The organism is Streptomyces parvulus, from assembly GCF_014648855.1.
Lineage (GTDB): Bacteria > Actinomycetota > Actinomycetes > Streptomycetales > Streptomycetaceae > Streptomyces > Streptomyces parvulus.
Genome location: NZ_BMRX01000001.1, coordinates 349,407 through 373,322 on the forward strand (window position 1 = coordinate 349,407; position 23,916 = coordinate 373,322).

21 protein-coding genes are annotated in these 23,916 nt (G+C 74.1%); 7 read left to right on the forward strand and 14 right to left on the reverse strand.

The window, feature by feature from the left end; all coding sequences use genetic code 11:
• Positions 1 to 70: 70 nt before the first annotated feature.
• Entirely contained in the window at positions 71 to 484 is a 414-nt protein-coding gene (locus IE108_RS01665; protein WP_064728869.1) for a hypothetical protein, read from the forward strand.
• A 37-nt stretch (positions 485 to 521) separates the two neighbouring features.
• On the opposite strand, the gene IE108_RS01670 is transcribed toward IE108_RS01665, so the two are convergent.
• Entirely contained in the window at positions 522 to 2,129 is a 1,608-nt protein-coding gene (locus tag IE108_RS01670) for a protein kinase domain-containing protein (RefSeq protein ID WP_079163586.1), read from the reverse strand.
• Positions 2,130 to 2,477: 348 nt separating this feature from the next.
• Between IE108_RS01670 and IE108_RS01675 the strand changes: the two genes are divergently transcribed.
• Positions 2,478 to 4,136, forward strand: a complete 1,659-nt coding sequence (locus IE108_RS01675) for a protein kinase domain-containing protein (protein WP_064728867.1) — start codon at positions 2,478 to 2,480, stop codon at positions 4,134 to 4,136.
• Positions 4,137 to 4,229: 93 nt separating this feature from the next.
• Here the strand turns inward: IE108_RS01675 and IE108_RS01680 are convergent, their stop codons facing one another.
• Positions 4,230 to 4,769, reverse strand: coding sequence for a bacterial proteasome activator family protein (locus IE108_RS01680; RefSeq protein ID WP_064728866.1), 540 nt, complete (start codon positions 4,767 to 4,769; stop codon positions 4,230 to 4,232).
• A gap of 161 nt (positions 4,770 to 4,930) precedes the next feature.
• On the opposite strand from IE108_RS01680, the gene IE108_RS01685 reads away from it, so the two are divergent.
• Positions 4,931 to 5,740: a hypothetical protein gene (locus IE108_RS01685; RefSeq protein ID WP_079163585.1), complete on the forward strand. Its 810-nt coding sequence runs from the start codon at positions 4,931 to 4,933 to the stop codon at positions 5,738 to 5,740.
• A gap of 32 nt (positions 5,741 to 5,772) precedes the next feature.
• On the opposite strand, the gene IE108_RS01690 is transcribed toward IE108_RS01685, so the two are convergent.
• Positions 5,773 to 6,756: an NAD(P)H-quinone oxidoreductase gene (locus IE108_RS01690; RefSeq protein ID WP_064728864.1), complete on the reverse strand. Its 984-nt coding sequence runs from the start codon at positions 6,754 to 6,756 to the stop codon at positions 5,773 to 5,775.
• A 161-nt stretch (positions 6,757 to 6,917) separates the two neighbouring features.
• Between IE108_RS01690 and IE108_RS01695 the strand changes: the two genes are divergently transcribed.
• A complete protein-coding gene (locus IE108_RS01695; protein WP_064728863.1) occupies positions 6,918 to 7,940 on the forward strand; it encodes an ATP-binding cassette domain-containing protein in 1,023 nt (340 codons plus the stop codon).
• Positions 7,937 to 8,785, forward strand: a complete 849-nt coding sequence (locus IE108_RS01700; protein WP_064728862.1) for an ABC transporter permease — start codon at positions 7,937 to 7,939, stop codon at positions 8,783 to 8,785. Before IE108_RS01695 ends, IE108_RS01700 begins: the two co-directional genes overlap by 4 nt.
• Positions 8,786 to 8,810: 25 nt before the next feature.
• Here IE108_RS01700 and IE108_RS01705 read toward each other — a convergent pair whose 3' ends face one another.
• The 6 genes from IE108_RS01705 to pdhA all read right to left on the reverse strand — a co-directional run bounded on the left by IE108_RS01705 (position 8,811) and on the right by pdhA (position 16,254).
• Positions 8,811 to 9,908, reverse strand: coding sequence for a potassium channel family protein (locus IE108_RS01705; protein WP_064728861.1), 1,098 nt, complete (start codon positions 9,906 to 9,908; stop codon positions 8,811 to 8,813).
• On the reverse strand, positions 9,905 to 11,620 hold the full coding sequence (locus tag IE108_RS01710) for a molybdopterin molybdotransferase MoeA (protein ID WP_373296891.1): 1,716 nt from the start codon (positions 11,618 to 11,620) through the stop codon (positions 9,905 to 9,907). The genes IE108_RS01705 and IE108_RS01710 overlap by 4 nt, the downstream gene beginning before the upstream one ends.
• A gap of 62 nt (positions 11,621 to 11,682) precedes the next feature.
• Positions 11,683 to 12,585 (reverse strand): NTP transferase domain-containing protein, encoded by a 903-nt coding sequence (locus IE108_RS01720; protein WP_064728860.1) that lies wholly within the window; start codon positions 12,583 to 12,585, stop codon positions 11,683 to 11,685.
• Between the two features lie 80 nt (positions 12,586 to 12,665).
• Positions 12,666 to 14,075, reverse strand: a complete 1,410-nt coding sequence (locus IE108_RS01725) for a dihydrolipoamide acetyltransferase family protein (protein ID WP_064728859.1) — start codon at positions 14,073 to 14,075, stop codon at positions 12,666 to 12,668.
• Positions 14,075 to 15,079 (reverse strand): alpha-ketoacid dehydrogenase subunit beta, encoded by a 1,005-nt coding sequence (locus IE108_RS01730; RefSeq protein WP_064728858.1) that lies wholly within the window; start codon positions 15,077 to 15,079, stop codon positions 14,075 to 14,077. Before IE108_RS01730 ends, IE108_RS01725 begins: the two co-directional genes overlap by 1 nt.
• Positions 15,076 to 16,254 carry a pyruvate dehydrogenase (acetyl-transferring) E1 component subunit alpha gene (pdhA, locus tag IE108_RS01735; protein WP_064728857.1) on the reverse strand — a complete coding sequence of 393 codons (1,179 nt, stop codon included), beginning with the start codon at positions 16,252 to 16,254 and terminating at the stop codon, positions 15,076 to 15,078. The genes IE108_RS01730 and pdhA overlap by 4 nt, the downstream gene beginning before the upstream one ends.
• A gap of 189 nt (positions 16,255 to 16,443) precedes the next feature.
• Here pdhA and IE108_RS01740 point away from each other — a divergent pair, with 189 nt between their 5' ends.
• Positions 16,444 to 16,944, forward strand: coding sequence for an Lrp/AsnC family transcriptional regulator (locus IE108_RS01740; RefSeq protein ID WP_064728856.1), 501 nt, complete (start codon positions 16,444 to 16,446; stop codon positions 16,942 to 16,944).
• 42 nt (positions 16,945 to 16,986) lie between these two features.
• Here IE108_RS01740 and IE108_RS01745 read toward each other — a convergent pair whose 3' ends face one another.
• Entirely contained in the window at positions 16,987 to 17,589 is a 603-nt protein-coding gene (locus IE108_RS01745) for a TetR/AcrR family transcriptional regulator (RefSeq protein ID WP_064728855.1), read from the reverse strand.
• On the reverse strand, positions 17,586 to 19,121 hold the full coding sequence (locus IE108_RS01750; RefSeq protein WP_064728854.1) for a 3-hydroxyacyl-CoA dehydrogenase: 1,536 nt from the start codon (positions 19,119 to 19,121) through the stop codon (positions 17,586 to 17,588). Before IE108_RS01750 ends, IE108_RS01745 begins: the two co-directional genes overlap by 4 nt.
• 184 nt (positions 19,122 to 19,305) lie before the next feature.
• Here IE108_RS01750 and paaN point away from each other — a divergent pair, with 184 nt between their 5' ends.
• The gene (paaN, locus tag IE108_RS01755) at positions 19,306 to 20,997 is read left to right on the forward strand and encodes a phenylacetic acid degradation protein PaaN (RefSeq protein WP_064728853.1); all 1,692 of its coding nucleotides are present in this window, start codon (positions 19,306 to 19,308) and stop codon (positions 20,995 to 20,997) included.
• A gap of 13 nt (positions 20,998 to 21,010) precedes the next feature.
• On the opposite strand, the gene IE108_RS01760 is transcribed toward paaN, so the two are convergent.
• Genes IE108_RS01760 through IE108_RS01770 form a run of 3 tightly spaced genes read right to left on the reverse strand, consistent with a single transcriptional unit; the run spans position 21,011 to position 23,831 of the window.
• Positions 21,011 to 21,772, reverse strand: coding sequence for a TrmH family RNA methyltransferase (locus IE108_RS01760; RefSeq protein WP_064728852.1), 762 nt, complete (start codon positions 21,770 to 21,772; stop codon positions 21,011 to 21,013).
• Positions 21,769 to 23,064, reverse strand: a complete 1,296-nt coding sequence (locus IE108_RS01765) for an HTTM domain-containing protein (protein ID WP_064731859.1) — start codon at positions 23,062 to 23,064, stop codon at positions 21,769 to 21,771. The genes IE108_RS01760 and IE108_RS01765 overlap by 4 nt, the downstream gene beginning before the upstream one ends.
• Positions 23,061 to 23,831, reverse strand: a complete 771-nt coding sequence (locus IE108_RS01770) for a DUF5819 family protein (protein WP_064728851.1) — start codon at positions 23,829 to 23,831, stop codon at positions 23,061 to 23,063. Before IE108_RS01770 ends, IE108_RS01765 begins: the two co-directional genes overlap by 4 nt.
• Positions 23,832 to 23,916: the final 85 nt, after the last annotated feature.

Sequence of the window (23,916 nt, forward strand, 5' to 3'; positions counted from 1 at the left end):
ACTTACGTCCCGTCCGGCCGGGGGCGGGCGACCCTGTCGCCGCCCGGTTGCGCTCGCGCACAGTGAGTACATGCCCACCGACGCACAGCACGCCGTAGGCCTGCTCGCCCGCACCGCCTACGGCCGCGCCGCCACGACCATGCGCGCCCTGCCCTTCCTCGCCTTCGCGCGCCACATCGTGGCCGACGCCCGGGTCCTGCTGCGCATGCCCAGGAGCTGTGGCTACCACCAGGTCTGCGCCGGGAGCGTCGTCGCGTACGGCGCCGACAACCTGGCCACCGCCGGGCCCGGCGAGAGCCTGTGGACGGTGCAGGTGGTGGGCCGGTGCGAGACGCACGAGCCGAGCGCGGCCGAGGTCGAGCGGTTCGGCCCGGCGCCGCGCCGGGTCGGCGGCGCGCCGTTCGACCCGGTCTACCTGCGGATCGAGCCGGAGTTCGGCTCGGTGCACGTCGCGGAGGACCTGGCCGCCGCCGCGGCGCTGTGAGCCCGCGGCGGCCCGGTCAGCCGTCGCCCTGCTGTGATCAGCCGTCGCTGCCGTCGTCGCCGCCCGGAGCGCCGGTCCCGCCGCCGCCCTCCGTGCCGCCCGTCGGACCGCCGGTCGGGTCGCTCGTCGGCCCGGTCGGGTCGCCCGTGGGCGTCGTCGGATCGCCGGTCGGGTCACCGGTCGGATCGCCGGTGGGGTCGCCGGTCGGCTCCTCGGTCTGGCTCTGCGAGGGCGTGTACGAGGGGGTGTACGACGGCGTCCAACCGCCGTCGCCGGTGCCGCCCCCGCCGTTGCCCTGCTCCGTGCCCGGGTCGGTGGTCTCCTGCGTCTCCTCGTCGCTGGGCGAGGGGCTGGGCGACTCGCCGCCGGTGCTCTCCGACGTGCTGGCGGACGGGCTCTTGTCGGTCTCGGGACCGCCCTTGCCGCCGTCGCCGTTGTTCAGCGCGAGCGCGACGCCGGCCGCGATGGCGATGACCGCGAGGACGGCCAGTATCCAGAGCTTGCCGCGGCCGCTGCCCTTGTTGCCGCTGCCCTCGAAGCCGCCGTCGTCGCCCCCGCCGTAGCGGCCGGGCAGGATCGGCTGCGGGATCTGGGCGGTGCCCGGACCGTGGTCGGAGTGCGGCATCACCGAGGTGCCCGCGAGACCGGCCGCCGGCGTGTGCCGGCCGTCGTGCGCGGTGACCGGGCCGGTGTTCCAGGTGCCGGTGTGGCCACCCTGCTCGTAGAGCATCTGCAGCCCGTACTGGACCAGGCCGCGCATCTCCTCGGCGGTCTGGAAGCGGTCGTCGGGCTCCTTGGCCAGGGAGCGCATCACGAGGCCGTCCAGCTCCGGCGGGGTCGCGTCGGAGACCTCGGACGGGGGCGTCGGGATGTCCTGGACGTGCTGGTAGACCACCGAGAGCGGGGTCTCGCCGGTGAACGGCGGGCGCAGCGCTAGCAGTTCGTAGAGCAGGCAGCCCGTCGCGTACAGGTCGGAGCGGTGGTCGACGGCCTTGCCGAGGGCCTGCTCCGGGGAGAGGTACTGCGGGGTGCCCATGACCATGCCGGTCTGCGTCATCGTCGTGGACGCGCCGTGCAGGGCGCGGGCGATGCCGAAGTCCATCACCTTGACCGCGCCGTTGTTGGTGATGATGACGTTGGCCGGCTTGATGTCGCGGTGCACGATGCCGTGCTGGTGCGAGTAGGCGAGGGCCTCCAGGACGCCGGAGACGATGATCAGCGCCTGCTCGGGGCCGGGCGCCTCGGCGTTCAGGAGGAGGTCGCGGATGGTGCGGCCCTCGACGATCTCCATCACGATGTACGGCACGGACTGGCCGCCGACGAAGTCCTCGCCGGAGTCGTACACGGCGACGATCGCGTGGTGGTTGAGACCGGCCACCGACTGGGCCTCGCGCGTGAAGCGCGCCTTGGAGACCGGGTCCTCGGCCAGGTCGGCGCGGAGCAGCTTGACGGCCACGGTGCGGCCCAGGCGGACGTCCTCGGCGGCGAACACCTCGGCCATGCCGCCCCGGCCGAGTCTGCGGGTCAGCCGGTACCGGCCGTCGCCGACCAGGCCGCCGTTGCCCCAGGTCTCCGGCGCGTCAGCCATACCGCCGCCATTCGCCTCGGGATCGGACGGGCCCTGGGCGCGCTGCTGCTGTGCCATCAGTCCTCGCCGTCGTTTCTGCCCGCGGTGCGCGCGGTGTTGTTACGGTCTCCGTCGGCCACGCTACAGCCTCCACGGCGGCCTCCGGTCCGGGATGGGGGGCCGGGACCGGACATGAGACGGACCGGTCATGAAACCCTGGTTCCGTACTGTCGTGCAAATTCTGTGTACCGGCGGTACGGCGGCTGTAACGCTTCCGCGACGCTTCTTTCGCGTACGGTCACGGAACGGGCACCGCGCTTGACGTGTCAGTGCCCTCGGGCAGACTTGGCCGGGAATCGCACTTTCGATCACGAGCGCGCGTGCCGCTGCCACCGGCGCCGCGGCGCCTATGGGGGACGCAGAATCATGAGCCAGGACGCCGGACAGGGCCGGTACGCGGGGCGCGCGCTCGCCGGCGGCCGCTACCAGCTGCGCGACTTGCTCGGCGAGGGCGGCATGGCCTCCGTGCACCTGGCGTACGACTCGGTCCTCGACCGCCAGGTCGCGATCAAGACGCTCCACACCGAGCTGGGCCGGGAGCAGGCCTTCCGCGAGCGTTTCCGCCGCGAGGCCCAGGCCGTGGCCAAGCTCACGCACACCAACATCGTCTCCGTCTTCGACACCGGCGAGGACGAGCTGGACTCCATGACGACGCCGTACATCGTCATGGAGTACGTCGAGGGCCGCCCGCTGGGCTCGGTGCTCGACGAGGACGTCCGGCAGCAGGGCGCGATGCCCGCCGACAAGGCGCTGAAGATCACCGCGGACGTGCTGGCGGCCCTGGAGATCAGCCACGAGATGGGCCTGGTCCACCGCGACATCAAGCCGGGCAACGTGATGATGACCAAGCGCGGCGTGGTCAAGGTCATGGACTTCGGCATCGCCCGCGCCATGCAGTCCGGCGTCACCTCGATGACGCAGACCGGCATGGTGGTCGGCACCCCGCAGTACCTCTCCCCCGAGCAGGCCCTCGGCCGCGGCGTGGACGCCCGCTCCGACCTGTACTCGGTCGGCATCATGCTGTTCCAACTGGTCACCGGGCGGCTGCCGTTCGACGCCGACTCGCCGCTGGCCATCGCGTACGCGCACGTGCAGGAGGAGCCGGTGGCTCCGTCCTCGGTCAACCGGTCGCTGCCCCCGGCGGTGGACGCGCTGGTGGCCCGCGCCCTGAAGAAGAACCCGAACGAACGCTTCCCGAGCGCCGAGGCCATGCGGGACGAGTGCCTGCGGGTGGCGCAGTCCTTCCACGCGGCCCCGCCGAGCATCGTGCCCGGCGCCGCCGCGGCGAGCGGCGCGGGTGTCGGCTCGGCGGTCTTCCCGCCGGTCGACCAGGCGGCCCCGGCGCCCACCGGGCCCGTCCAGACCCCGTACCAGCCGACGCCGGCCCCGAACCCGTACGGCACCCCGGCACCCGGCCCGCACTCGCCCGCCTACGGCTACCCGCAGCAGGGCGGCTACCAGACGGCGGCGCCCTACGGGCAGCACGGGCACGGGCAGCACGGGCAGCAGGGCGCGTCCACGCCGCCGCCGTACAACCTGACGCCCTCGGCCCCGGCCTCCGGCGGCGGTGGCAGGAACAACAAGCCGGTGATCATCGGCTCGATCGTGGTCGCCGTCCTCGCCGTCGGCGGACTGGTCGCCGCGCTGCTGATGAACGGCGGCGGCGGTGACGACCCCGAGGCCGGAAACTCCCCCAGCGCCTCGGCTTCGACGGAGAAGGCGGCGGGCTACCGCGGGCCGGACAAGACGAAGATCATCGAGAAGGACGAGTGCACCGAGCCGGAGGAGTCGTACAACGACCCCGACAAGATCAAGGTGCCGGACTTCACGTTCAAGTACATCGGCTCGGTCAAGGAGTGCTTCAACGCCGCGGGCTGGCGGATGAAGGTCGTGAACGTCGACGAGAACACGTACGGCGAAGGCTCGATCCGGGACCAGTTCCCGGCGGCCGGCACGGACGTGGACCCGGAGGACATGCCGGAGATCCAGCTCAAGGTCTCGACGGGCAACCCGGCCTCCGAGTGAGCGCCTGAGACGCGCGAAGGGCCCGGCAGCCAAGGCTGCCGGGCCCTTCGTCCTTTCCGGACCACCGGACCTCCGGACTACCGGACCACCGGACTAGAGGTAGGGGCCGCCCGAGCGGCCGCCCGGCTGCGGGGGCTCCTCGCCCTCCGGGACGACACCCGGCGGCAGGGCGCGGCGCATCTGCTCCAGCTGGGCCCGCGCGGCCATCTGCTGGGCGAACAGCGTGGTCTGGATGCCGTGGAACAGGCCCTCCAGCCAGCCGACCAGCTGCGCCTGCGCGATCCGCAGCTCCGCGTCGGTCGGGGTCGCGCCGTCCGTGAACGGCAGCGAAAGCCGCTCCAGCTCCTCGACCAGCTCCGGGGCCAGCCCGTCCTCCAGCTCCTTCACCGAGCTGGCGTGGATCTGCTTGAGCCGGGCGCGGCTCGCCTCGTCCAGGGGCGCGACCCGCACCTCCTCCAGCAGCTGCTTGATCATGCTGCCGATCCGCATGACCTTGGCGGGCTGCTCCACCTGCTCGGTCACCGGGACCTCCCGGGAGTCGTCGTCCCCGCCGCCGCCCAGCGCCATACCGTCCTGGCCGACGACCAGGATCTGGGGGTTCTCCGGCGACCTGTCGTTCCTCGGCATCTCCATGCAGCCATTGTCGCGCACCCGTGCGGCCCGGACGGGTGGTGCCCCCTCCCGGAGGTGCCGCGGCGCGTTCGGCGGCGCCCGGAATGCCGGAACAGGCGCCCGGTGTGAGGCTTGTTCCGTCGATTTTCCACGACTGGGTACACCGGGAGGGGGTCACGGACGTGACTCCATGGCTGCGCACACTGCGGGCGACGGGACTGGTGGGGGCACTGGGGGTCGGCACGCTGGTGTCGCCGTACGGGGCGGGGGCGGTGCACGCCGCCGGGCCCGCCGCGGTGGGGGCCGCTCTGGCGCCGTCGCCCTCCGGACCGGGCCACGGAGCGGTGCCGGGGGCGGCGCCCGCCCGCCCGGACGACGCCGGCGGTCAGGACGGTCGGGGAGGTCACGAGCGTCCGGGACAGGCCGGCGGCCACGAACGCCCCGGCCGTCCGGAGCGTCCGGGGCGTCCGGACGCCGGGCCCGCGGCACCCTCCGCCGCGCACTCCCGGCCTGGGGACGGCAGGGAGCACGGCTCGGCGAAGCCAGGGGGTCCCGCCTCCCCCTCGGCGCCCGGCCGCTCGGCGGCCGCCTCGGCGCCGGACGCCTCGGGCACCCCGGACGGTGCGGACACCTCGGGCACCTCACCCACCTCACGGGCCGAGCCGTCGCGGGCGGGGAGCGTGCCGGGCGAGGGCAGGCAGCGGCCGGGGCGGGCCGAGGAGCGCGGCCCGGGCGAGGACCGCGCCGACCAGGACGTCGCCGGGACGCGGGGCGACGGCGACGGCCCCGTCGAGGACCCGGCCACCGCGCGGCCGCCCGGGGAGGCCGCCCTGGTGCCTTCCGCCACCCCGTCCCCGGCCCGGTCCGGGGACGGGACGCGCACCGCCGCCGACGGGCCCGTGCCGCGGGTGCTCCCCCTGGGCAGCGGACTGGTCCTCATCGGCCTCGGCCTCGCCATGGCCTTCGTGGGCCTGCGCCTGCGCCGGGCGTAGGCGCAGGGGCGCGTATGGGGCTGCCGGGAGCGTCAGGCTCCGGTGACCAGCAGCACCTTGCCGATGTGCCCGCTCTCCTCCACCACCCGGTGGCCGCCGGCCGCGTCGCTCATCGGGAGTTCGCGGTCGACGACCGGGCGGACGTGCCCGCCGGCGAACAGCGGCCACACGTGCTCGCGCACGGCGGCGACGATGGCGGCCTTCTCCTCCGGCGGCCGGGCCCGCAGCGAGGTCGCGCTCACGGCGGCGCGCTTGCCGAGCAGCGTGCCGATGTCCAGCTCGCCCTTCCGGCCGCCCTGCATGCCGATGATCGCGAGCCGGCCGTTCACCGCGAGGGCCCGCACGTTCCGGTCGAGGTACTTGGCACCCATGTTGTCGAGGATCACGTCGGCGCCCGCACCGCCCGTCGCGTCCTTCAGCTCGGCGACGAAGTCCTGCTCGCGGTAGTTGACCAGGATGTCGGCGCCCAGCTCGGCGCAGCGCTCCAGCTTCTCCGGCGTGCCCGCCGTCACGGCGATGCGCGCGCCGACCGCCTTGGCGAGCTGGATCGCCATGGTGCCGATGCCGCTGGAACCGCCGTGCACGAGGAGGGTCTCGCCGGGGCGCAGGTGGGCGACCATGAAGACGTTCGACCAGACCGTGCAGACCACCTCGGGCAGCGCCGCCGCCTCCTTGAGGCCGACCCCCGCGGGCACCGGCAGCAGCTGGCCGGCCGGGACGACGGCCTTCTCGGCGTAGCCGCCGCCCGAGAGCAGGGCGCACACCTCGTCGCCGACGGCCCAGCCGGACACGCCGGGTCCGAGCGCGGCGATCCGCCCGGAACACTCCAGGCCGGGGTACGGGGAGGCGCCGGGCGGGGGGTCGTAGAAGCCCTGGCGCTGCATGATGTCGGCGCGGTTGACGGCACTGGCCGCCACCTCGACCAGGACCTCGCCGTCGCCGGGCACCGGGTCGGGGACCTCGGCCCAGACCAGCGCCTCGGGGCCTCCGGGTTCGGAAATCGTGATCGCATGCATGGGGGCGACGCTACTCCTGCGGCCCCCTGCCTCAGTCCCCCGACGGACCCCCTTGCGACTTTGGGACCGTCCTCGCGGAAATCCCTTCGCGCGACCGATGAGTTTGCGCGACGGTAAAGGTCTCCCCATGCGTAGCCCAAGAAGGCGGAAGGACCACCAGCATGAGCACGCACACGTCCGACCCCGCGATCGAGACCGCGGGACTGGTGAAGACGTTCGGTGACACCCGGGCCGTGGACGGGGTGGACCTCTCGGTACCCGCCGGCACGGTCTACGGAGTCCTCGGCCCGAACGGCGCGGGCAAGACCACCACGGTGAAGATGCTCGCGACCCTGCTGCGGCCGGACGCCGGCGAGGCCCGGGTCTTCGGCCGCGACGTCGTACGCGAGGCGGACGAGGTGCGGAGCCGGGTGAGCCTGACCGGTCAGTACGCCTCCGTGGACGAGGACCTCACCGGCACGGAGAACCTGGTCCTGCTGGGCCGGCTCCTCGGTCACGGCAAGGCGGCCGCGCGGGAGCGGGGCGAGCAGCTGCTGGCCGCCTTCGGACTGACGGACGCCGCCGCCAAGCAGGTCAAGCACTACTCGGGCGGCATGCGGCGGCGCATCGACATCGCCGCGTCCATTCTCAACACCCCCGACCTGCTCTTCCTCGACGAGCCCACCACCGGACTCGACCCGCGCAGCCGCAACCAGGTGTGGGACATCGTGCGCGCGGTCGTCGCCCAGGGCACCACCGTGCTGCTCACCACGCAGTACCTGGACGAGGCCGACCAGCTGGCGTCCCGGATCGCGGTGATCGACAAGGGCAAGGTGATCGCCGAGGGCACCAAGGGCGAGCTGAAGGCGTCCGTCGGCGCCGGTTCCGTCCATCTGCGGCTGCGGGACGCCGAGGAGCGCCCGGAGGCCGAGCGGCTGCTGCGGAACCTGCTGGTCGCCGAGGTGCAGCCGGATCCCGACCCGGTCGCGCTGAGCGCGCGCCTCGCCGCGGCGTCCGGCGACACGGCCGCGGACCAGGCCGCCAAGGCGCTCGGCGAGCTGGCCCGGGCCGGCATCACCGTCGACAGCTTCTCCCTGGGACAGCCCAGCCTCGACGAGGTCTTCCTGGCCCTGACCGGCCACGACACCGGCCAGAGCACCGGCTCCGGCACCGGCACTGACAAGAAGGACGAGGTGGCGGCATGAGCACGGCCACGACCCCCGAGAGCAGGGAACTGACCCCGGTCAGCGCCGACTCCCTGGCGGCGCTGCTGGTGGCCAAGGAGCGTCCGCCCCGGCCCAGCGCCCTGTCCACGTCGGTGACCTTCGGCTGGCGCGCGATCCTCAAGATCAAGCACGTGCCGGAGCAGCTCTTCGACGTCACCGCGTTCCCGATCATGAACCTGCTGATGTTCACGTACCTCTTCGGCGGTGCGCTGGCGGGCTCGCCCGGTGACTACATCCAGTTCGTCCTGCCGGGCATCCTCGTGATGTCGGTCGTGATGATCACGATGTACACGGGCATCTCGGTGAACGTCGACATCGAGAAGGGCGTCTTCGACCGCTTCCGCTCGCTGCCGATCTGGCGCCCCTCGGCGATGGTCGGCTACCTGCTCGGCGACGCCCTGCGGTACACCATCGCCTCCGTCGTGATGCTGGCGGTCGGTCTGCTGCTCGGCTACCGGCCCGACGGCGGGTTCGTCGGCGTGGTGGCCGGCATCGCGCTGCTGCTGGTCTTCTCGTTCGCCTTCTCGTGGATCTGGACCATGTTCGGGCTGATGATGCGCACCGAGAAGTCGGTGATGAGCGTCAGCATGATGGTGATCTTCCCGCTCACCTTCCTGTCCAACGTCTTCGTCGACCCGAAGACCATGCCGGGCTGGCTGCAGGCCTTCGTCAACAACAGCCCGATCACCCACCTGGCGTCCGCGGTGCGCGGTCTGATGGCGGGTGAGTGGCCGGGCGTCGAGATCGCCTGGACGCTGGGCTGGGCGGGCGTGCTGCTGCTGGTCTTCGGCCCGGTCACGATGCGGCTCTACAACCGCAAGTAGCGGGTCCGCGATCGCGGAGGCCGCGTCAGTCGCGGGGCAGCGGGCGGGCGTCGGGCGCCACCTGGGTGGTCGGCGTCGCCCGCACGATCGTGATCAGCCGGTCCGTCAGCTCCAGTCCGCCGACGGCCGCGTCGTCGTACCCGAGCACCCGGTGCCCCCGCAGCACGCTCACCACCAGGTCGTCCACCTCGCGCAGCTGCTTGCCCACCTCGGCCTTTATGACGGGCCGTTCGATGAGGTCGAGCCCGCTGCCCTGGCTGATCAGGTCCTCCATGACCATGCCGGCGGCCGGGCTGAGCACCGAGAGCCCGAGCAGCCGGCCCGCGGCGCTGGCGCTGGTGATCACCGCGTCGGCGCCGGACTGCTTCAGCAGCGGCGCGTTCTCCTCCTCGCGGACCGCGACCACGATCTTCGCGCCCCGGTTGAGCTGCCGGGCCGTCAGCGTCACCAGGACGGCCGTGTCGTCGCGCTGGGTGGCGATGATGATCTGCTTCGCGCGGAACAGCTCGGCGCGGTTGAGCACGTCGCTGCGCGTCGCATCGCCTATCACGCCCGCGTAGCCGTGCGCCGTCGCCGCCTCGATGGCCTTGCCGCTCGGGTCGACCACCACCACCTGCTCCTTGCGCAGCCCGGTCGCGCAGACGGTCTGGATCGCCGACCGCCCCTTGGTGCCGAAGCCGACGACGACGGTGTGATCGCGCAAGGTGGACCTCCAGCGGTTCAGGCGCCACTCCTCCCGAGTGCGCTCGGTGAGGGCTTCCAGCGTGGTGCCGACCAGGATGATCAGGAACAGCACGCGCAGCGGTGTGATGAGGAAGATGTTGGTCAGCCGGGCGGCGTCGCTGACCGGGGTGATGTCGCCGTACCCCGTGGTGGAGAGGGTGACGGTGGCGTAGTAGAAGGCGTCGAGGAGATCGATCGAGCCGTCGGAGTTGTCGTTGTAGCCGTCGGCGTCGGCGTAGACGATGAACGCCGTCGCGACCAGCACCACCAGGGCCAGGGAGAGCCGCTTGGCGACCTGGCGGATCGGGTGCTCGACCAGTTTCCTGGGGAGCTTCACCCGGTGGGTCACGAGGTGCTCGTCCGCCTGGCGGGCGATCGCGTCCTGGCCCGGAAGTTTCACGTGAAACACACTCCGATTCCGGCGGTCGCCCAGGGCAGGTCCAGCAGCTCCGCCTCCTGACCCGACCGCGTTCCGCCCGGGGGTACGACGGCCAGCGCGTCCGCCGCCGCGATGCCGCGCAGCATGGCCGGGCCGTTGTAGTGCAGCGGCACGGCACCCTCGTCGCGCAGTACGACGGGGACGAGCCGGGTGTCGTGGGGGTGCCCGTGCACCGCGTCCCGCAGCGGCAGCGCGTACCGCTCGGGTGCCGGGCGGGCGGCGAGCGTGCGCAGCAGCGGCTCGGCGAGGGTGATCAGGCCGGAGACGGCGGCCAAGGGATTGCCGGGCAGCCCGACGAGGTGCTGGTCGTCCTTGAGGCGGGCCAGCAGCATGGGGTGGCCCGGGCGCACCTTGACGCCGTCCACGAGCAGCTCGGCGCCGATCCGGCGCAGGATCGGGTGGACGTGGTCGACGGGGCCGGCGGCGGTGCCCCCGGTGGTGACGACCAGGTCGGCGTCGGAGGTCGTGACGGCGCGTTCCAGTGCCCCGGCGTCGTCGCCGATGCGGCGGACGGTGCGGACCGCGGCGCCCAGCGCCCGCAGCCAGGGCGGCAGCAGCGGGCCGAGCGCGTCCCGGATCAGGCCGTCGTGCGGGAGGCCCCCGGTGAGCAGTTCGTCGCCGAGGACCAGGACGTCGACGCGGGGGCGGGGGACGGCGGTGAGGGTGTCGTACCCGGCGGCCGCCGCGAGGCCGAGCACGGGCGGGGTGGCGAGGGTGCCCAGGGGCAGCAGCTGGTCGCCGCCCCGGCACTCCTGGCCGCGCGGGCGGATGTCCTGGCCGTGGACGACCCCGCGGACGGGGTGGAGCCGGCCCCGGTCGTCGGTGCGGCCGTGCTCGGTGCGCAGGACGGCCGTGGTGTCCGGGGGAATGCGGGCGCCGGTGGCGATCCGGGCGGCCTCGCCGTCGGTGAGGGGCGCGGGTTCGGCGTGGCCGGCCAGGAGGCCCTCGTCGCGCACCGCCCAGGGGCCCGGCCCGGCGACGGCCCAGCCGTCCATCGCGGAGGTGTCGAAGGAGGGCAGGTCGGTGAGGGCGGTCAGGGGAGCGGCCAGGGTGAGCCCGAGGGCCCCGTCGAGCGGCACGGAGACCGGCTCGCGGCGGGCGGCACGGGCGGCGGAGCGGGCCGCCCGCTCGGCGACGGCGCGCGCGTCGGGCCAGGGCGTCGCGCGGTGGTGGGCGCCAGGGGAGGAGCTGAGGGCGCCGGGGGAGGAGCTGGGGGCGCCGGGGGAGGAGCCGGGGGCGCCCCGGGAGGTGCCGGATCCGCGGTGAGCGGGGTCGGACCCGCGGTGGGAGGGTCCGGATTCGGCGCGGGAAGGACCGGCGGCGTTGCCGTGCGAGGGCCCGCCGGGGCCGCCACGGGAGGGGCCGGGGCCGTCGTGCGCGGGGCCCGCGTCGCCATGGGAGGGGCCGGGATCGCCGTACGAAGACCCGGGACCGCCGTGCGAAGGCCCGGGGTCGCCGTGCGAGGGCCCGGAACCGCCCTGCGAAGGCCCGGAACCGCCCTGCGAAGGCCCGGGGTCGCCGTGCGAAGGCCCGGAACCGCCCTGCGAAGGCCCGGAACCGCCCTGCGAAGGCCCGGGGTCGCCGTGCGAAGGCCCGGGGTCGCCGTGCGAGGGCCCGGGACCGCCATGGGAGGGCCCAGGGTCCTCCTGCGGTCGGCGGGGGCTCTCCTTCAGGAGGGCCAGCGCCTCCTCGACGCCGAGGTCCTCGTCGTCGGCCCGGGTGCCGGGGGAGACCATCAGGCCTCCGGACGGGCGTCGGTGGCCTCTTCCGCCCACCGCCGGGCGAGGGCCGCGGCCTTGCGGGTGGCCTCGGCGACCGCCTCGGGGTCTCCCCCGGCCCGCCCGGCGGCGTAGCCGACGAGGAAGGTGGTCAGCGGCGCGGCCGGCCTGGCCACTCCGTGGGCGGCGTCGCGCGCGAGGTCGAGCAGGAGGTGGGTGTCGACGTCGAGGTCGATGCCCAGCTCGTCCTTGGCTGCGGAGATCCATTCATCCAACACGTGACCATGCTCCCTGATGCGTGCCCTTGCGGTGGCGATGTCGTCCCAGGTGTCGCAGTCGAAGGAGGCCACGGCGTCGGGGACCCGCGCGAGCCGGAGAGCGCCGGTGAGGCGGCGCAGGGGCATCCCCGCGAGAGCCGCCTGTTGGCCCTTCTCCCCGGCGAGCGCGGCCAGTTCGCGGCGTACGGCGGCGGTGCGGTAGGCGGCGACCAGGGGCTGGTCCCGGCCGTCCGCGTCGGTGAGCAGCACGCCGTCCGCGTCGCTCGCGGCGAGCACCGACAGCAGCCGCGCGACGGTCGGTCCGCCGAGGAACGGCAGGTCGGCGGAGAGCACCACGACGAACTCGGCCTCGGTGAGCCGCAGTCCGGCGGCGAGGGCGGCCAGTGGTCCGCCCCCGGGCGGGTCCTCGCGGGCCCAGACGACCGGGCGGACGGTGGGCCGGGGAGCGGCGACGACGACGGTGGCCCGCGCCCCGGCGCAGGCCGCGAGGACCCGGTCGAGAAGCGCGCGCCCGCCGACGCGCAGGCCGGGCTTGTCGGCGCCGCCGAGCCGCCGGGCGGCCCCGCCCGCGAGCACGACGGCGTCGTACCCGGCGGGGCCGGGGCCCGCGCCGGGCTCACCGGAGGGCTCGTAGGCGGTCACCCCCCGAGTATGGGGCCCTGCGCGATCACAGGGAATGCGGGGGAGACCGCGCAATCAGCGCGTCCTCCCCCGCACGTCCGTCACAGGGTGCGCAGCAGCACCGCCGGCTGCTCCACGCAGTCCGCCACGTAGCGCAGGAAACCGCCCGCCGTGCCGCCGTCGCACACCCGGTGGTCGAAGGTGAGGGACAGCTGGACCACCTGACGCACCGCCAGCTCCCCCTCGTGCACCCACGGCTTGGGGACGATGCGGCCGACGCCGAGCATCGCCGCCTCGGGGTGGTTGATGATCGGCGTGGAGCCGTCGACGCCGAAGACGCCGTAGTTGTTCAGGGTGAAGGTGCCGCCGGTCAGTTCACCGGGCGTCAGCCTGCCCGCGCGGGCCGCCTCGGTCAGCCGGGCGAACTCGGCGGTGAGCCCCTCGGCGTCCCGCGCGTGCGCGTCCCGGACGACCGGCACGACCAGCCCCCGGTCCGTCTGGGCGGCGAAGCCCAGGTGCACGTGGTCGAGCTGGACGACCTCCCGGGCCTCCGTGTCCACCGTGGAGTTCAGCTCCGGGAAGCGGGCCAGGGCGGCCGCGCAGATCCGGGCCAGCAGGGCGACGAGGGAGATCTTCGGTCCGCCCGCCGCGTTCATCGCGGTGCGCGCCCGCATCAGCTCGGTCGCGTCGGCGTCCACCCAGCAGGTCGCGTCGGGGATCTCGCGCCGGCTGCGGGAGAGCTTGTCGGCGACGGCGCCGCGCACGCCCTTGAGCGGGGTGCGGATGCCGCCCGGCCGGGGCGCGGAGGACACCGGCGCCGCGGCGCCTGGCATCCGGGCCGCCACCCCGTCCTGGGCCGCCGTACGGCCGCCCCGGGCGGTGGCCGCCCGCAGCGCGTACTCCACGTCCGCCCGCAGGATCAGTCCGTCGGGTCCCGAGCCGGTCAGTTCGCGCAGGTCCAGGTCGTTCTGCCGGGCCAGCCTGCGGACCAGCGGGGAGATGACGGGGACCGGTCCCTCCGGTTCGGCGGCGCGCACGGCCCGCCCGTTCGCCGGCGCGCCGCCGACGGCGGCGGGCCCCGGCCGCACCGGACGCACCCTGCGCCGCCGCGCGGGCGCCTCGGAGGTGCCGTAGCCGACCAGGACGTTGCCGGAGCCCTCGGACCGGGGCTCCGCGGCCCCGCCGTCCCGGGCCGCGGGCTCCCCCGCACCGGTCTGCTCGGCGGTGCCGTCCGCCCCGGAGTCCCGCTCCGGCCCGGCGGCCCCCTCGCCCACCGCGACCGTCAGCAGGGGCGCGCCGACGGGCAGCTCCGCGCCCTCCTCGCCGAAGCGGGCGGTGACCACGCCGCCGTACGGGCAGGGGACCTCGACCATCGCCTTGGCCGTCTCGACCTCGACGACCGGCTGGTCGACGGCGACCACCTCGCCGACCTCGACCAGCCAGCGCACGATCTCCGCCTCGGTGAGCCCCTCACCGAGGTCCGGGAGCTTGAACTCCAGCACCTGTGCCATCAGCTTTCGGCCTCCCACTGAAGACGCCCCACGGCGTCCAGGATCCGGTCCACACCGGGCAGGTGGTGGCGCTCCAGCATCGGCGGCGGGTACGGGATGTCGAACCCGGCCACACGCAGCACCGGCGCCTCCAGGTGGTGGAAGCAGCGCTCCGTGACCCGGGCCGCGATCTCCCCGCCCGGGCCCCCGAAGGAGCCCGACTCGTGGACGACGACCGCGCGTCCCGTCCGCCGCACCGAAGCGCACACCGTCTCGTCGTCGAACGGCACCAGGGAGCGCAGATCGACGACTTCGAGGTCCCAGCCCTCGGCCCGGGCCGCCTCGGCCGCCTCCATGCAGACGGCCAGCGACGGCCCGTACGTGATGAGTGTGGCGCTCCGGCCGGAACGCCGCACCACCGCGCGGCCCACCGGTTCAACGGGTGCGGGCTCCTCGGGGTTCCAGGCGTCCTTCGACCAGTACAGGCGCTTGGGTTCGAGGAAGACCACCGGGTCGTCCGAGGCGATGGACGCGCGCAGCAGCCCGTACGCGTCGGCGACGGTCGCGGGCGTGACGACATGGAGCCCCGGAGTCGCCATGTAGTACGCCTCCGACGAGTCGCTGTGGTGCTCGACGCCGCCGATGCCGCCGCCGTAGGGGACGCGGATGGTCAGCGGCAGGGGCATCCTGCCGCGCGTGCGGTTGCGCATCTTGGTGACGTGGCTGACGACCTGCTCGAACGCCGGGTAGGCGAAGGCGTCGAACTGCATCTCCACGACCGGGCGCAGCCCGTACATCGCCATGCCGACGGCGGTGCCGAGGATGCCGGCCTCGGCGAGCGGGGTGTCCGTGCAGCGGTCCTCGCCGAACTCCTTCGCGAGGCCGTCGGTGACGCGGAAGACGCCGCCGAGGGCGCCCACGTCCTCGCCGAGGACGTGCACGGCCGGGTCGGCGGCCATGGCGTCGCGCAGTGCCCGGGTGAGGGCCTGTGCCATGGTGGCCGGCTTGGCGGCGACGGTGGTCATCGGCGGGTCCCTTCCGGGCCGGTGCCGGTACCCGGCTCGTTTCCGGACTCCGCCTCGGCGGCGGCCTCCAGCTCCGCGCGCAGCAGCGCCCGCTGCTCGCGCAGGTGCGGGGTGGGCTCGGCGTAGACGTGGGCGAACAGGTCCATCGGGTCCAGCTCCGGGTCCCGGTTCATACGGGCGCGCAGGTCCGCGGCCATGGCCTCGGCGTCCTCGCGGACGGCCCGGGCGGCGTCCTCGCCGAGCAGACCCCGGTCGGTCAGCTCCCGCTCCAGCAGGTCGATCGGATCGTGCCGGCGCCAGGTCTCGACCTCGGCGTCGCCCCGGTAGCGCGTGGCGTCGTCGGCGTTGGTGTGCGCCTCCACGCGGTACGTCACCGCCTCCACCAGCGTGGGACCGCCGCCCCCGCGCGCGCGGCGCACGGCGTCGGAGAGGACCTCGTGCACGGCCACCGCGTCGTTGCCGTCGACCAGGCGGCCCGGCATCCCGTAGCCGACGGCCTTGTGGGCCAGCGACGGGGCGGCGGTCTGCTTGGCGAGCGGCACGGAGATCGCGAAGCCGTTGTTCTGCACCAGGAAGACCACGGGCGCCTGCCAGACGGCCGCGAAGTTCAGCGCCTCGTGGAAGTCGCCCTCGCTGGTGCCGCCGTCGCCGACCATGGCGAGCGCGACCACGTCGTCGCCCTTGAGCCGGGCGGCGTGCGCGAGGCCCACGGCGTGCGGCAGCTGGGTGGCCAGCGGTGTCGACAGGGGGGCGACCCGGTGCTCGTAGGGGTCGTACCCGGTGTGCCAGTCGCCGCGCAGCAGGGTGAGGGCCTCGACGGGGTCGACGCCGCGGGCGACGACGGCCAGCGTGTCCCGGTAGCTGGGGAAGAGCCAGTCCCGCTCCTCGAGGGCCAGCGCGGCGGCGATCTCGCACGCCTCCTGGCCGGTGCTGGAGGGGTAGACGGCCAGCCGGCCCTGCTTGGTCAGCGCCGTCGCCTGCGTGTTGTACCGCCGCCCGCGGACCAGCCGGGCGTGCAGCGTGCGCAGCAGCTCGGGGTCGGCGTGCGCGGCGGCCTCCGTGCCGAGCACGCGGTACGGCTCGGCGTCGGGCAGCAGCGGCGCGGGGTCGGTACGGGGCTGCCAGGCGGGCGGCGGTGTGGGCCGGTACGCGCCCCGCTGCTCCATGACCGTCATGACGGCACCTCCTCGTGGGAGCGGCTCTCGGCTCGCCACGGGTGTGACGGGCCTCACCTACCGATTGTTCGGTCGCCGGCACATTTTGGCTACAGGCGGCCCCAGGCTGTGGACAAACGGTTCTCCACAGCCTGTGATGGACGCAGGACGTCCATGGCAGGGAGGCGCGGGCAGGTGGCATCTGAACAAATGGCCGAGCGCCCGGAGGACGGCGGCCCCGAGGAGCCAGGTCCCCAGCCGCCCGCACGCCCGCTGGACGCCATCGATCAGGACATCCTGCGCATGCTCCAGGCGGACGGCCGCGCCTCGATACGGTCGGTCGCCGAGCGGGTGCACGTCTCGCGCGCGAACGCCTACGCGCGCATCAACCGGCTCGTCGAGGACGGCGTCATCCGCGGCTTCGGAGCCCGCGTCGACCACGAACGCGCCGGACACGGGACCTCGGCGTACATCACCCTCAAGATCGTCCAGAACTCCTGGCGCACGGTCCGCGCCCAATTGCGGCAACTCCCCGGGGCCTCGCACATCGCCCTGGTGGGCGGCGACTTCGACGTCCTGCTGCTGGTGCACACGCCGGACAACCGGGCCCTGCGCGAGCTGGTGCTCAGCCGCCTCCAGGCCATTCCCGAGGTGCTCAGCACCCGCACCCTGCTGGTCTTCGAGACCGAGGACCTGGAACCGCAGAGCTGACCGTGCGGGCACCGCACGGCGACGGGAATCGCCGGACAGGTCCTAGGACGCCTTGCGCAGCCCGCCGAAGACCAGCCGCGCCACCGCGTCGGCCACCTCGCGCTCGCCCGCGCCGCCGCGGCCACCGGCGGCCTCGGGCCGGTACCACTCCACGATCGAGTTGATCATGCCGAAGACCAGCCGGGTCGCGAGCCGCACCTCCACGTCCGTGCGGACGTCCCCCTCGGCCGCCGCGGCCTTCAGCAGGGCGGCGACCCGGTGGTCGAACTCCCGCCGCCGCTCCAGCGCCCACCGCTCGGTGCCGGTGTTGCCGCGCACCCGCAGCAACAGCGTCACGTACGGCAGTTCCGCCAGCAGCACCTCGACCATGCGGCGCACGACGTACTCCAGCCGCCCGGCGGCGGACCCCACGCGCGCGTCCTCCTCGTCGAGGATCCCGAACAGCTCGTCCAGCGCCCGGCTCACCGCCCGGCGCAGCAGCTCCTCCTTGCCCGTGACGTGGTGGTAGATCGACGACTTGGAGATCCCGGCCGCCTTGGAGAGGTGCTCCATCGAGGTGCCGTCGTAACCGCGCTCGATGAAGACCTGCACGGCGACCGAGAGCAGCGTCTCGGGGGTGTACGTGTCACGCCTGGCGGTGGTCATGAGGGGGTGCCCTCCTGCTGGTCGGCGGCGTACGCGTGGCGGTGCAGCGCGAGGGAGTGCGCGTACCGGCCCGAGGGCGCGCACTCGTGCAGGTTGTCGAGGACCGAGCAGGCCCAGCCCCCGCCGAGGTGGCGGCTCCACTCCAGGGGCCCCAGCGGGTAGTTGACGCCGAGCCGCATCGCGGTGTCGACGTCCTCCTCGGTGGCGACGCCCTGGGCGACCGCCTCCACCGCCAGGTCGACGAGGCGCGCGACCGTGCGGGCGACGATCATGCCGGGGACGTCCCCGATGACGCTGACCTTCTTGCCGAGCGCCTGGAACAGGCCCGTGGCCTCGGCGACCGTGCGCGGGGAGGTGCTCCGGGCGGCCGCCAGGGCCACGCGCGTGGCGGCACGGTAGTCGAACGCGAGGTCGAAGTAGACGACGTCCCGGTACTCCACGGAGGTCTGGCCGTCGGCGAGCACGAGCTGCCCGCCACTGGGCAGGACCAGCCGCGTGCCGTTGTCCTCGTCGTACCCGTTGTCCTCGCCGTACTCGCGCACCTCGATCCCCGCCTCGCGGATCAGGGCGAGCACCTCGGCGGCGGGCCCGAGGCCGCCCTCGGCGACGACGTACGCGGGGCGCTCGGCCGGTTCGGCGGTGTGCGGTTCGGGCCGCTCGGCGCCCTCGCGGTAGTCGTACCAGCCCTGCCCGCTCTTGCGGCCCAGCCGGCCCGACTCGACCAGGCGGCGCTGGGCCAGCGACGGCGTGAACCGTACGTCCTGGAAGAACGCCTGCCACACGGAGTGCGTGACGGACTCGTTGACGTCCTGCCCGATGAGGTCGGTCAGCTCGAAGGCGCCCATCCGGAAGCCGCCGGACTCGCGCAGCACGGCGTCGATGGTGGCCGGGTCGGCGCCCTGGTCCTCGTACACGGCCAGGGCCTCGGCGTAGAAGGGCCGGGCGATGCGGTTGACGATGAAGCCCGGGGTGTCGGCGCAGGCGACCGGCGTCTTGCCCCAGGCGCGGGCCGTCTTGTACGCGCGCGTGGCCGACGAGACGTCGGTGGCGAAGCCGGAGACGACCTCCACCAGCGGCAGCAGCGGCGCCGGGTTGAAGAAGTGCAGGCCGACGAAGCGGCCGGGGCTTGCGAGCCCGCCCGCGATGGCGGTGACGGACAGCGACGAGGTGTTGGTGGCCAGCAGGCAGTCGTCGCCGACGACGTCCTCCAGCGCCCGGAACAGCTCCTGCTTGACGTCCAGCCGCTCCACCACGGCCTCCACCACCAGCCCGCAGCCGGCCAGGTCGGCGAGCTGCCCGGCGGGCGTCAGACGGGCCCGGGCGGCGTCCCGCTCGGCGCCGGTGAGCCGGCCCTTCTCGACGAGCCGGTCGAGCCGGGCGCCGATCGCGTCGGCCGCCTCCGCGGCCCGGCCCTGCACGGCGTCGTACAGCCGCACGGGGTGGCCCGCGACCAGCGCCACCTGGGCGATGCCCTGGCCCATGGTGCCGGTGCCGACGACGGCCACGGGGCTGCTGAGGTCGAGTGCTGTCATGTGCGCGATCCTCCCGCACGGGGTTTTCCACAGATGCGGCGGTCCCCCTTGTCCCGACCGATCGTTCGGTTACTCTAGCCGTGTCCGCCCGTTCCCGCCCAGGTTTCCCCCCAGTCCACAGACTCGACGGAGAGTCGACCCGGCGTCGACGGCGAGTTCGTGGGAGACGAGGAGTTGGTCCCGCATGGCCGCCGAAGTCACCGCACAGCAGCTGATCGCCCAGCACCGGCCGACCCTGGACCTGGCGCTGGAGACGATCCGCACCCGCGCGTACTGGTCCCCCCACCCCGAGCACCCCAAGGCCTACGGGGAGAACGGCAGCCTGGACATGGCCGCGGGCAAGGCCGCCTTCGACGCCCTGCTCGGCACCCGCCTCGACCTCGGCCAGCCCGGCACCGACGACTGGGTCGGCGGCGAGGTCTCCCCGTACGGCGTCGAGCTGGGCGTCCAGTACCCGCACGCGGACCTCGACGTGCTGCTGCCCGCCATGAAGGCCGGGCAGAAGGCGTGGCGGGACGCGGGCGCGGAGCTGCGCGCGATGGTCTGCCTGGAGATCCTCCGGCGGATCGGCGACCGGACCATGGAGTTCGCCCAGGCCGTCATGCACACCTCCGGGCAGGCCTTCATGATGGCCTTCCAGGCGGGCGGCCCGCACGCCCAGGACCGCGGCATGGAGGCCGTGGCCTACGCCTACGTGGAGCAGGCCCGCACCCCCGACACGGCGGAGTGGACCAAGCCCCAGGGCAAGCGCGACCCCCTCGCGCTCACCAAGGCGTTCACCCCCGTGCCCCGCGGGATCGGCCTGGTCATCGGCTGCAACACCTTCCCGACGTGGAACGGCTACCCGGGCCTGTTCGCCTCCCTCGCCACCGGCAACGCGGTCCTGGTCAAGCCCCACCCCCGCGCGGTGCTGCCGCTCGCCCTCACCGTCCAGGTCGCCCGCGACGTCCTCGCCGAGGCGGGCTTCGACCCGAACCTGGTCGCGCTGGCCGCCGAGCGCGACGGTGAGGGCATCGCCAAGACCCTCGCGACCCGCCCCGAGATCCGGATCATCGACTACACCGGCTCCACCGCCTTCGGCGACTGGCTGGAGGCCAACGCCGGCCAGGCCCAGGTCTTCACCGAGAAGGCAGGCGTCAACACGGTGCTCGTCGAGTCGACCGACGACTACCGGGGCATGCTCGCCAACCTGGCCTTCTCGCTGTCCCTGTACAGCGGCCAGATGTGCACCACCCCGCAGAACCTGCTGATCCCCCGCGACGGCATCCGCACCGACCAGGGCCCCAAGTCCTACGACGAGGTGACCGCCGACCTGGCCCGCGCCGTCGACGGCCTCCTCGGCGACGACGCCAGGGCGAACGCGCTGCTGGGCGCGATCGTCAACCCGGACGTCAAGGCCCGCCTGGAGGCCGCCGCCGGACTCGGCGAGGTCGCGCTGGCCTCCCGCGAGATCACCAACCCGGACTTCCCGGACGCGGTCGTGCGCACCCCGGTGATCGTCAAGCTGGACGGCGCCAAGCCCGGCGACGAGGCCGTCTACACCAGCGAGTGCTTCGGCCCGGTCTCCTTCGCCGTCGCCGTCGATTCCGCGGCCGACGCCGTGGAGCTGCTGCGGCACAGCGTCCGCGAGAAGGGCGCGATGACGGTCGGCGCGTACACCACCGACCCGGAGTTCGAGGAGGCCGTCACCGAGGTCTGCCTGGACGAGTCGGCCCAGCTGTCCCTCAACCTCACGGGCGGGGTGTACGTCAACCAGACGGCCGCCTTCTCCGACTTCCACGGCTCCGGCGGCAACCCGGCGGCCAACGCGGCCCTGTGCGACGGCGCGTTCGTCGCGAACCGCTTCCGCGTGGTGGAGGTCCGCCGGCCGGCCTAGGGCCGGCCCGTGCCTACGGCACCCGCGGTGCGCCCCCGGTCGCGCTCCAGTGGTACAGCGTCATGGCCACACTGGTCGCGAGGTTGTAGCTGGAGACCTGGGGGCGCATCGGCAGCGCCACCAGGTGGTCGGCCCGTGCCCGCAGTTCGGGCGTGAGGCCGCTGCGCTCGGAGCCGAACGCGAGCAGCGCGTCGTCGGGCAGCTTCAGCCCGCGGATGTCCTCCCCCTCGGGGTCCAGCGCGAACACCGGTCCCGGCGGCAGCTCCGCCACCTCCAGCCGCTCCACGGCGGTCGCGAAGTGCAGCCCCGCCCCGCCCCGCACCACCGTGGGATGCCAGGGGTCGAGCGGGCCCGTGGTGACGACACCCGTCGCCCCGAATCCGGCGGCCAGCCTGATCACGGCGCCCGCGTTGCCGAGGTTGCGCGGCTGGTCCAGGACGACGACCGGGGCCCGGCGCGGTGTGCGGGCCAGCGCCCGGAGACCGGCCTCCCGCGGGGGCCGTACCGCCAGGGCCGCGACACCGGTGGGGTGCGGCCGCGCGACGAGCGAGGCGTACGCCTCCCGCGGCACCTCGGCCAGCAGGCCGTCCAGGGCCTCGCGCACGTCGGGTGCCAGATCGCCGGCGAGCGCCAGGGCGGCCGCGCGGTCGGTGGTGACGGCCACCGGGACCCGGGCGCCGAAACGCAGCGCGTGCTTGAGCGCGTGGAAGCCGTCCAGCAGCACACACGGCCCGGCGTGGCGGCGCCAGACGGCCAACGGGTCGGGCTCGGTCATGCCTTGAAGCCTACGTGCGTCCCCTCGGGGTCACCGCCGCGCCCGCCGTCCCCCTCGGCACCCTCGGCGTCCTCGCCGGGCGCGTCCCGGGGCCCCGGCACCGGGGCCGCGCGCTCCGCACCGCCCCCGCCCCCGCCGGGGAACCCGGCCGGCAGCCGCCCCAGCAGCCGCTTGCGCGCCCGCACCGCCCCCTCGCCCAGGCGGCGCAGGAACGGCGTCGGCAGGAAGACCGCGTCGGCGGCGATCATCGCCAGCGAGAAGAACGGCAGCCCGAGCGTCACCGCGATCACCGCGTGCTCGGTCATCATGGCGGCCAGCAGCACGTTCTTGACCCGCCGGTTGAACAGCGTGAAGGGGAACGCGACCTGCACGACGACGGTGCCGTAGGTGATGAGCATGACCATGATGCCGTTGCCGGCCAGCGCGTCGGACAGCGCGGGCCAGGGCGAGAAGTAGTCCAGGTGCAGCGGGTAGTAGACGGCCGTGCCGTCCTGCCAGCGCGAACCCTGGATCTTGTACCAGCCGGCCGTCGCGTAGATCAGACAGGCCTCGGCCATGATCACGAACAGCGCGCCGTTGTGGACGACGTCGGCCACCACGTCCAGCAGGATCCGCGGCTGACTGCCCTCCGCCGCACGCCCGACGACCCAGGCGACGCCCTGCGCCACCCACACCGCCCACAGCAGCGCCGGGACGAACCAGTCGCCGTCCATCCCGCCCGCGAGCGTCACGGTGAGCAGCACGAAGCCGAACACGGACCAGAGCGCCGGCCCGACCCGGTCCGGGACCCGCTCGCCACGCGCGCGTGCCTCGGCCCCGCGCCGCGCCCGCCGGGCGTCCAGCGACCAGACCCGGCCGCAGCGGGTGAGGACCAGGTAGATGCTCATCAGGTGCAGGACGTTGTCGCCGCCGTCGCCCATGAAGACGCTGCGGTTCTGGAGCGAGAGCACCCCGACCATGAACAGCACGGACATCGTGCGGGTGCGCCAGCCCAGCAGGAGCAGCACGCTGCTCAGGACGGCCAGCGCGTAGACGATCTCGAACCAGGCGCCCGAGTCGGACCACATCAGCGCCGTGAAGGCGCCGTTGTCCGCGATCAGCTGCTCGGCGAGGCCGTGGGTCCAGGGGCTGTCGGGGCCGTACAGCTCGCTGCGGTGGGGGAGTTCACGCAGCAGGAAGAGCAGCCAGGTGGCGCTGAAGCCGACGCGGATCACGGCCGTCTGGTACGGGCCGAGCGCGGCGCCGGTGACCCGGGCGATGCCCCGGGAGACGGAGAGCACGACGCGGTTCACGCGGCACCCCCGCGCGGCACCGTCCACCAGGGCAGTTCGCGGTAGGCCGGCCGGTCGGAGACCTTCTCACCGGTCCACGGCGGCGGCTTCACGTTGGTCGTCCGCGACCGGTACTGGACGCGTTCGACGGTCCCGCCCTCGCCGGCGGCGTCGTTGCGCTCCAGCCGCTGCACGGCGATCTGCCGCAGGTAGGTCTCGGAGAGGGTGCCGCGCAGCCCCACCGGCCGGTTGTCGGAGTCGTGGCTGGAGACGAAGAAGTCCCAGGCCCGCCGGAGTTCGTTCTGCTGGGTGTGGCTCGGCAGCGGGTTGCCGTCGATGGCCCGGCCGTCCTCGGCCGACAGGTCGTACCAGCCGGTCGTGCGTATCGCGCCGTCCGCCTGGCTCACGTCGGCGCGCACCTGGACGGCCACGTTCTGCTGGAGCGGATTGGGCGCGAAGAGCTTCCAGTTCTGCTCGAACTCCGGGAAGACCCACTCGTCCACCGCCTCGCCGTGCTGCTTGGTGAGGGTGTTGGACGGCGCCACGTGCAGGAACACCAGCCCCAGGTGGGCGCAGACGGCGACCGCGACGACCGCGAGGGCGAGCACCGCGCCGGCCTGGTAGCGCGGGGAGAGCGCGGCGACACCGGTGCGGGGAGCGCCCGCCGGTACGGCACCACCGGTCCCGTCCGGTCCGCCGGGCGGTTCCGCCGCGCCGTGCGGCCCGGCGGGGCCGTCCTGCCCGTCCCGCCCCTGCCGGGCGTCCGAGCCCGTGTCGTACGCTTCCATTCCGCCCCGTTCGGTCCCGATCCGTCCATCCGCCCCCCGCACCGCGGGGCACCCGCGCGGCACGATCCGGCCGCCCGGCCACGTT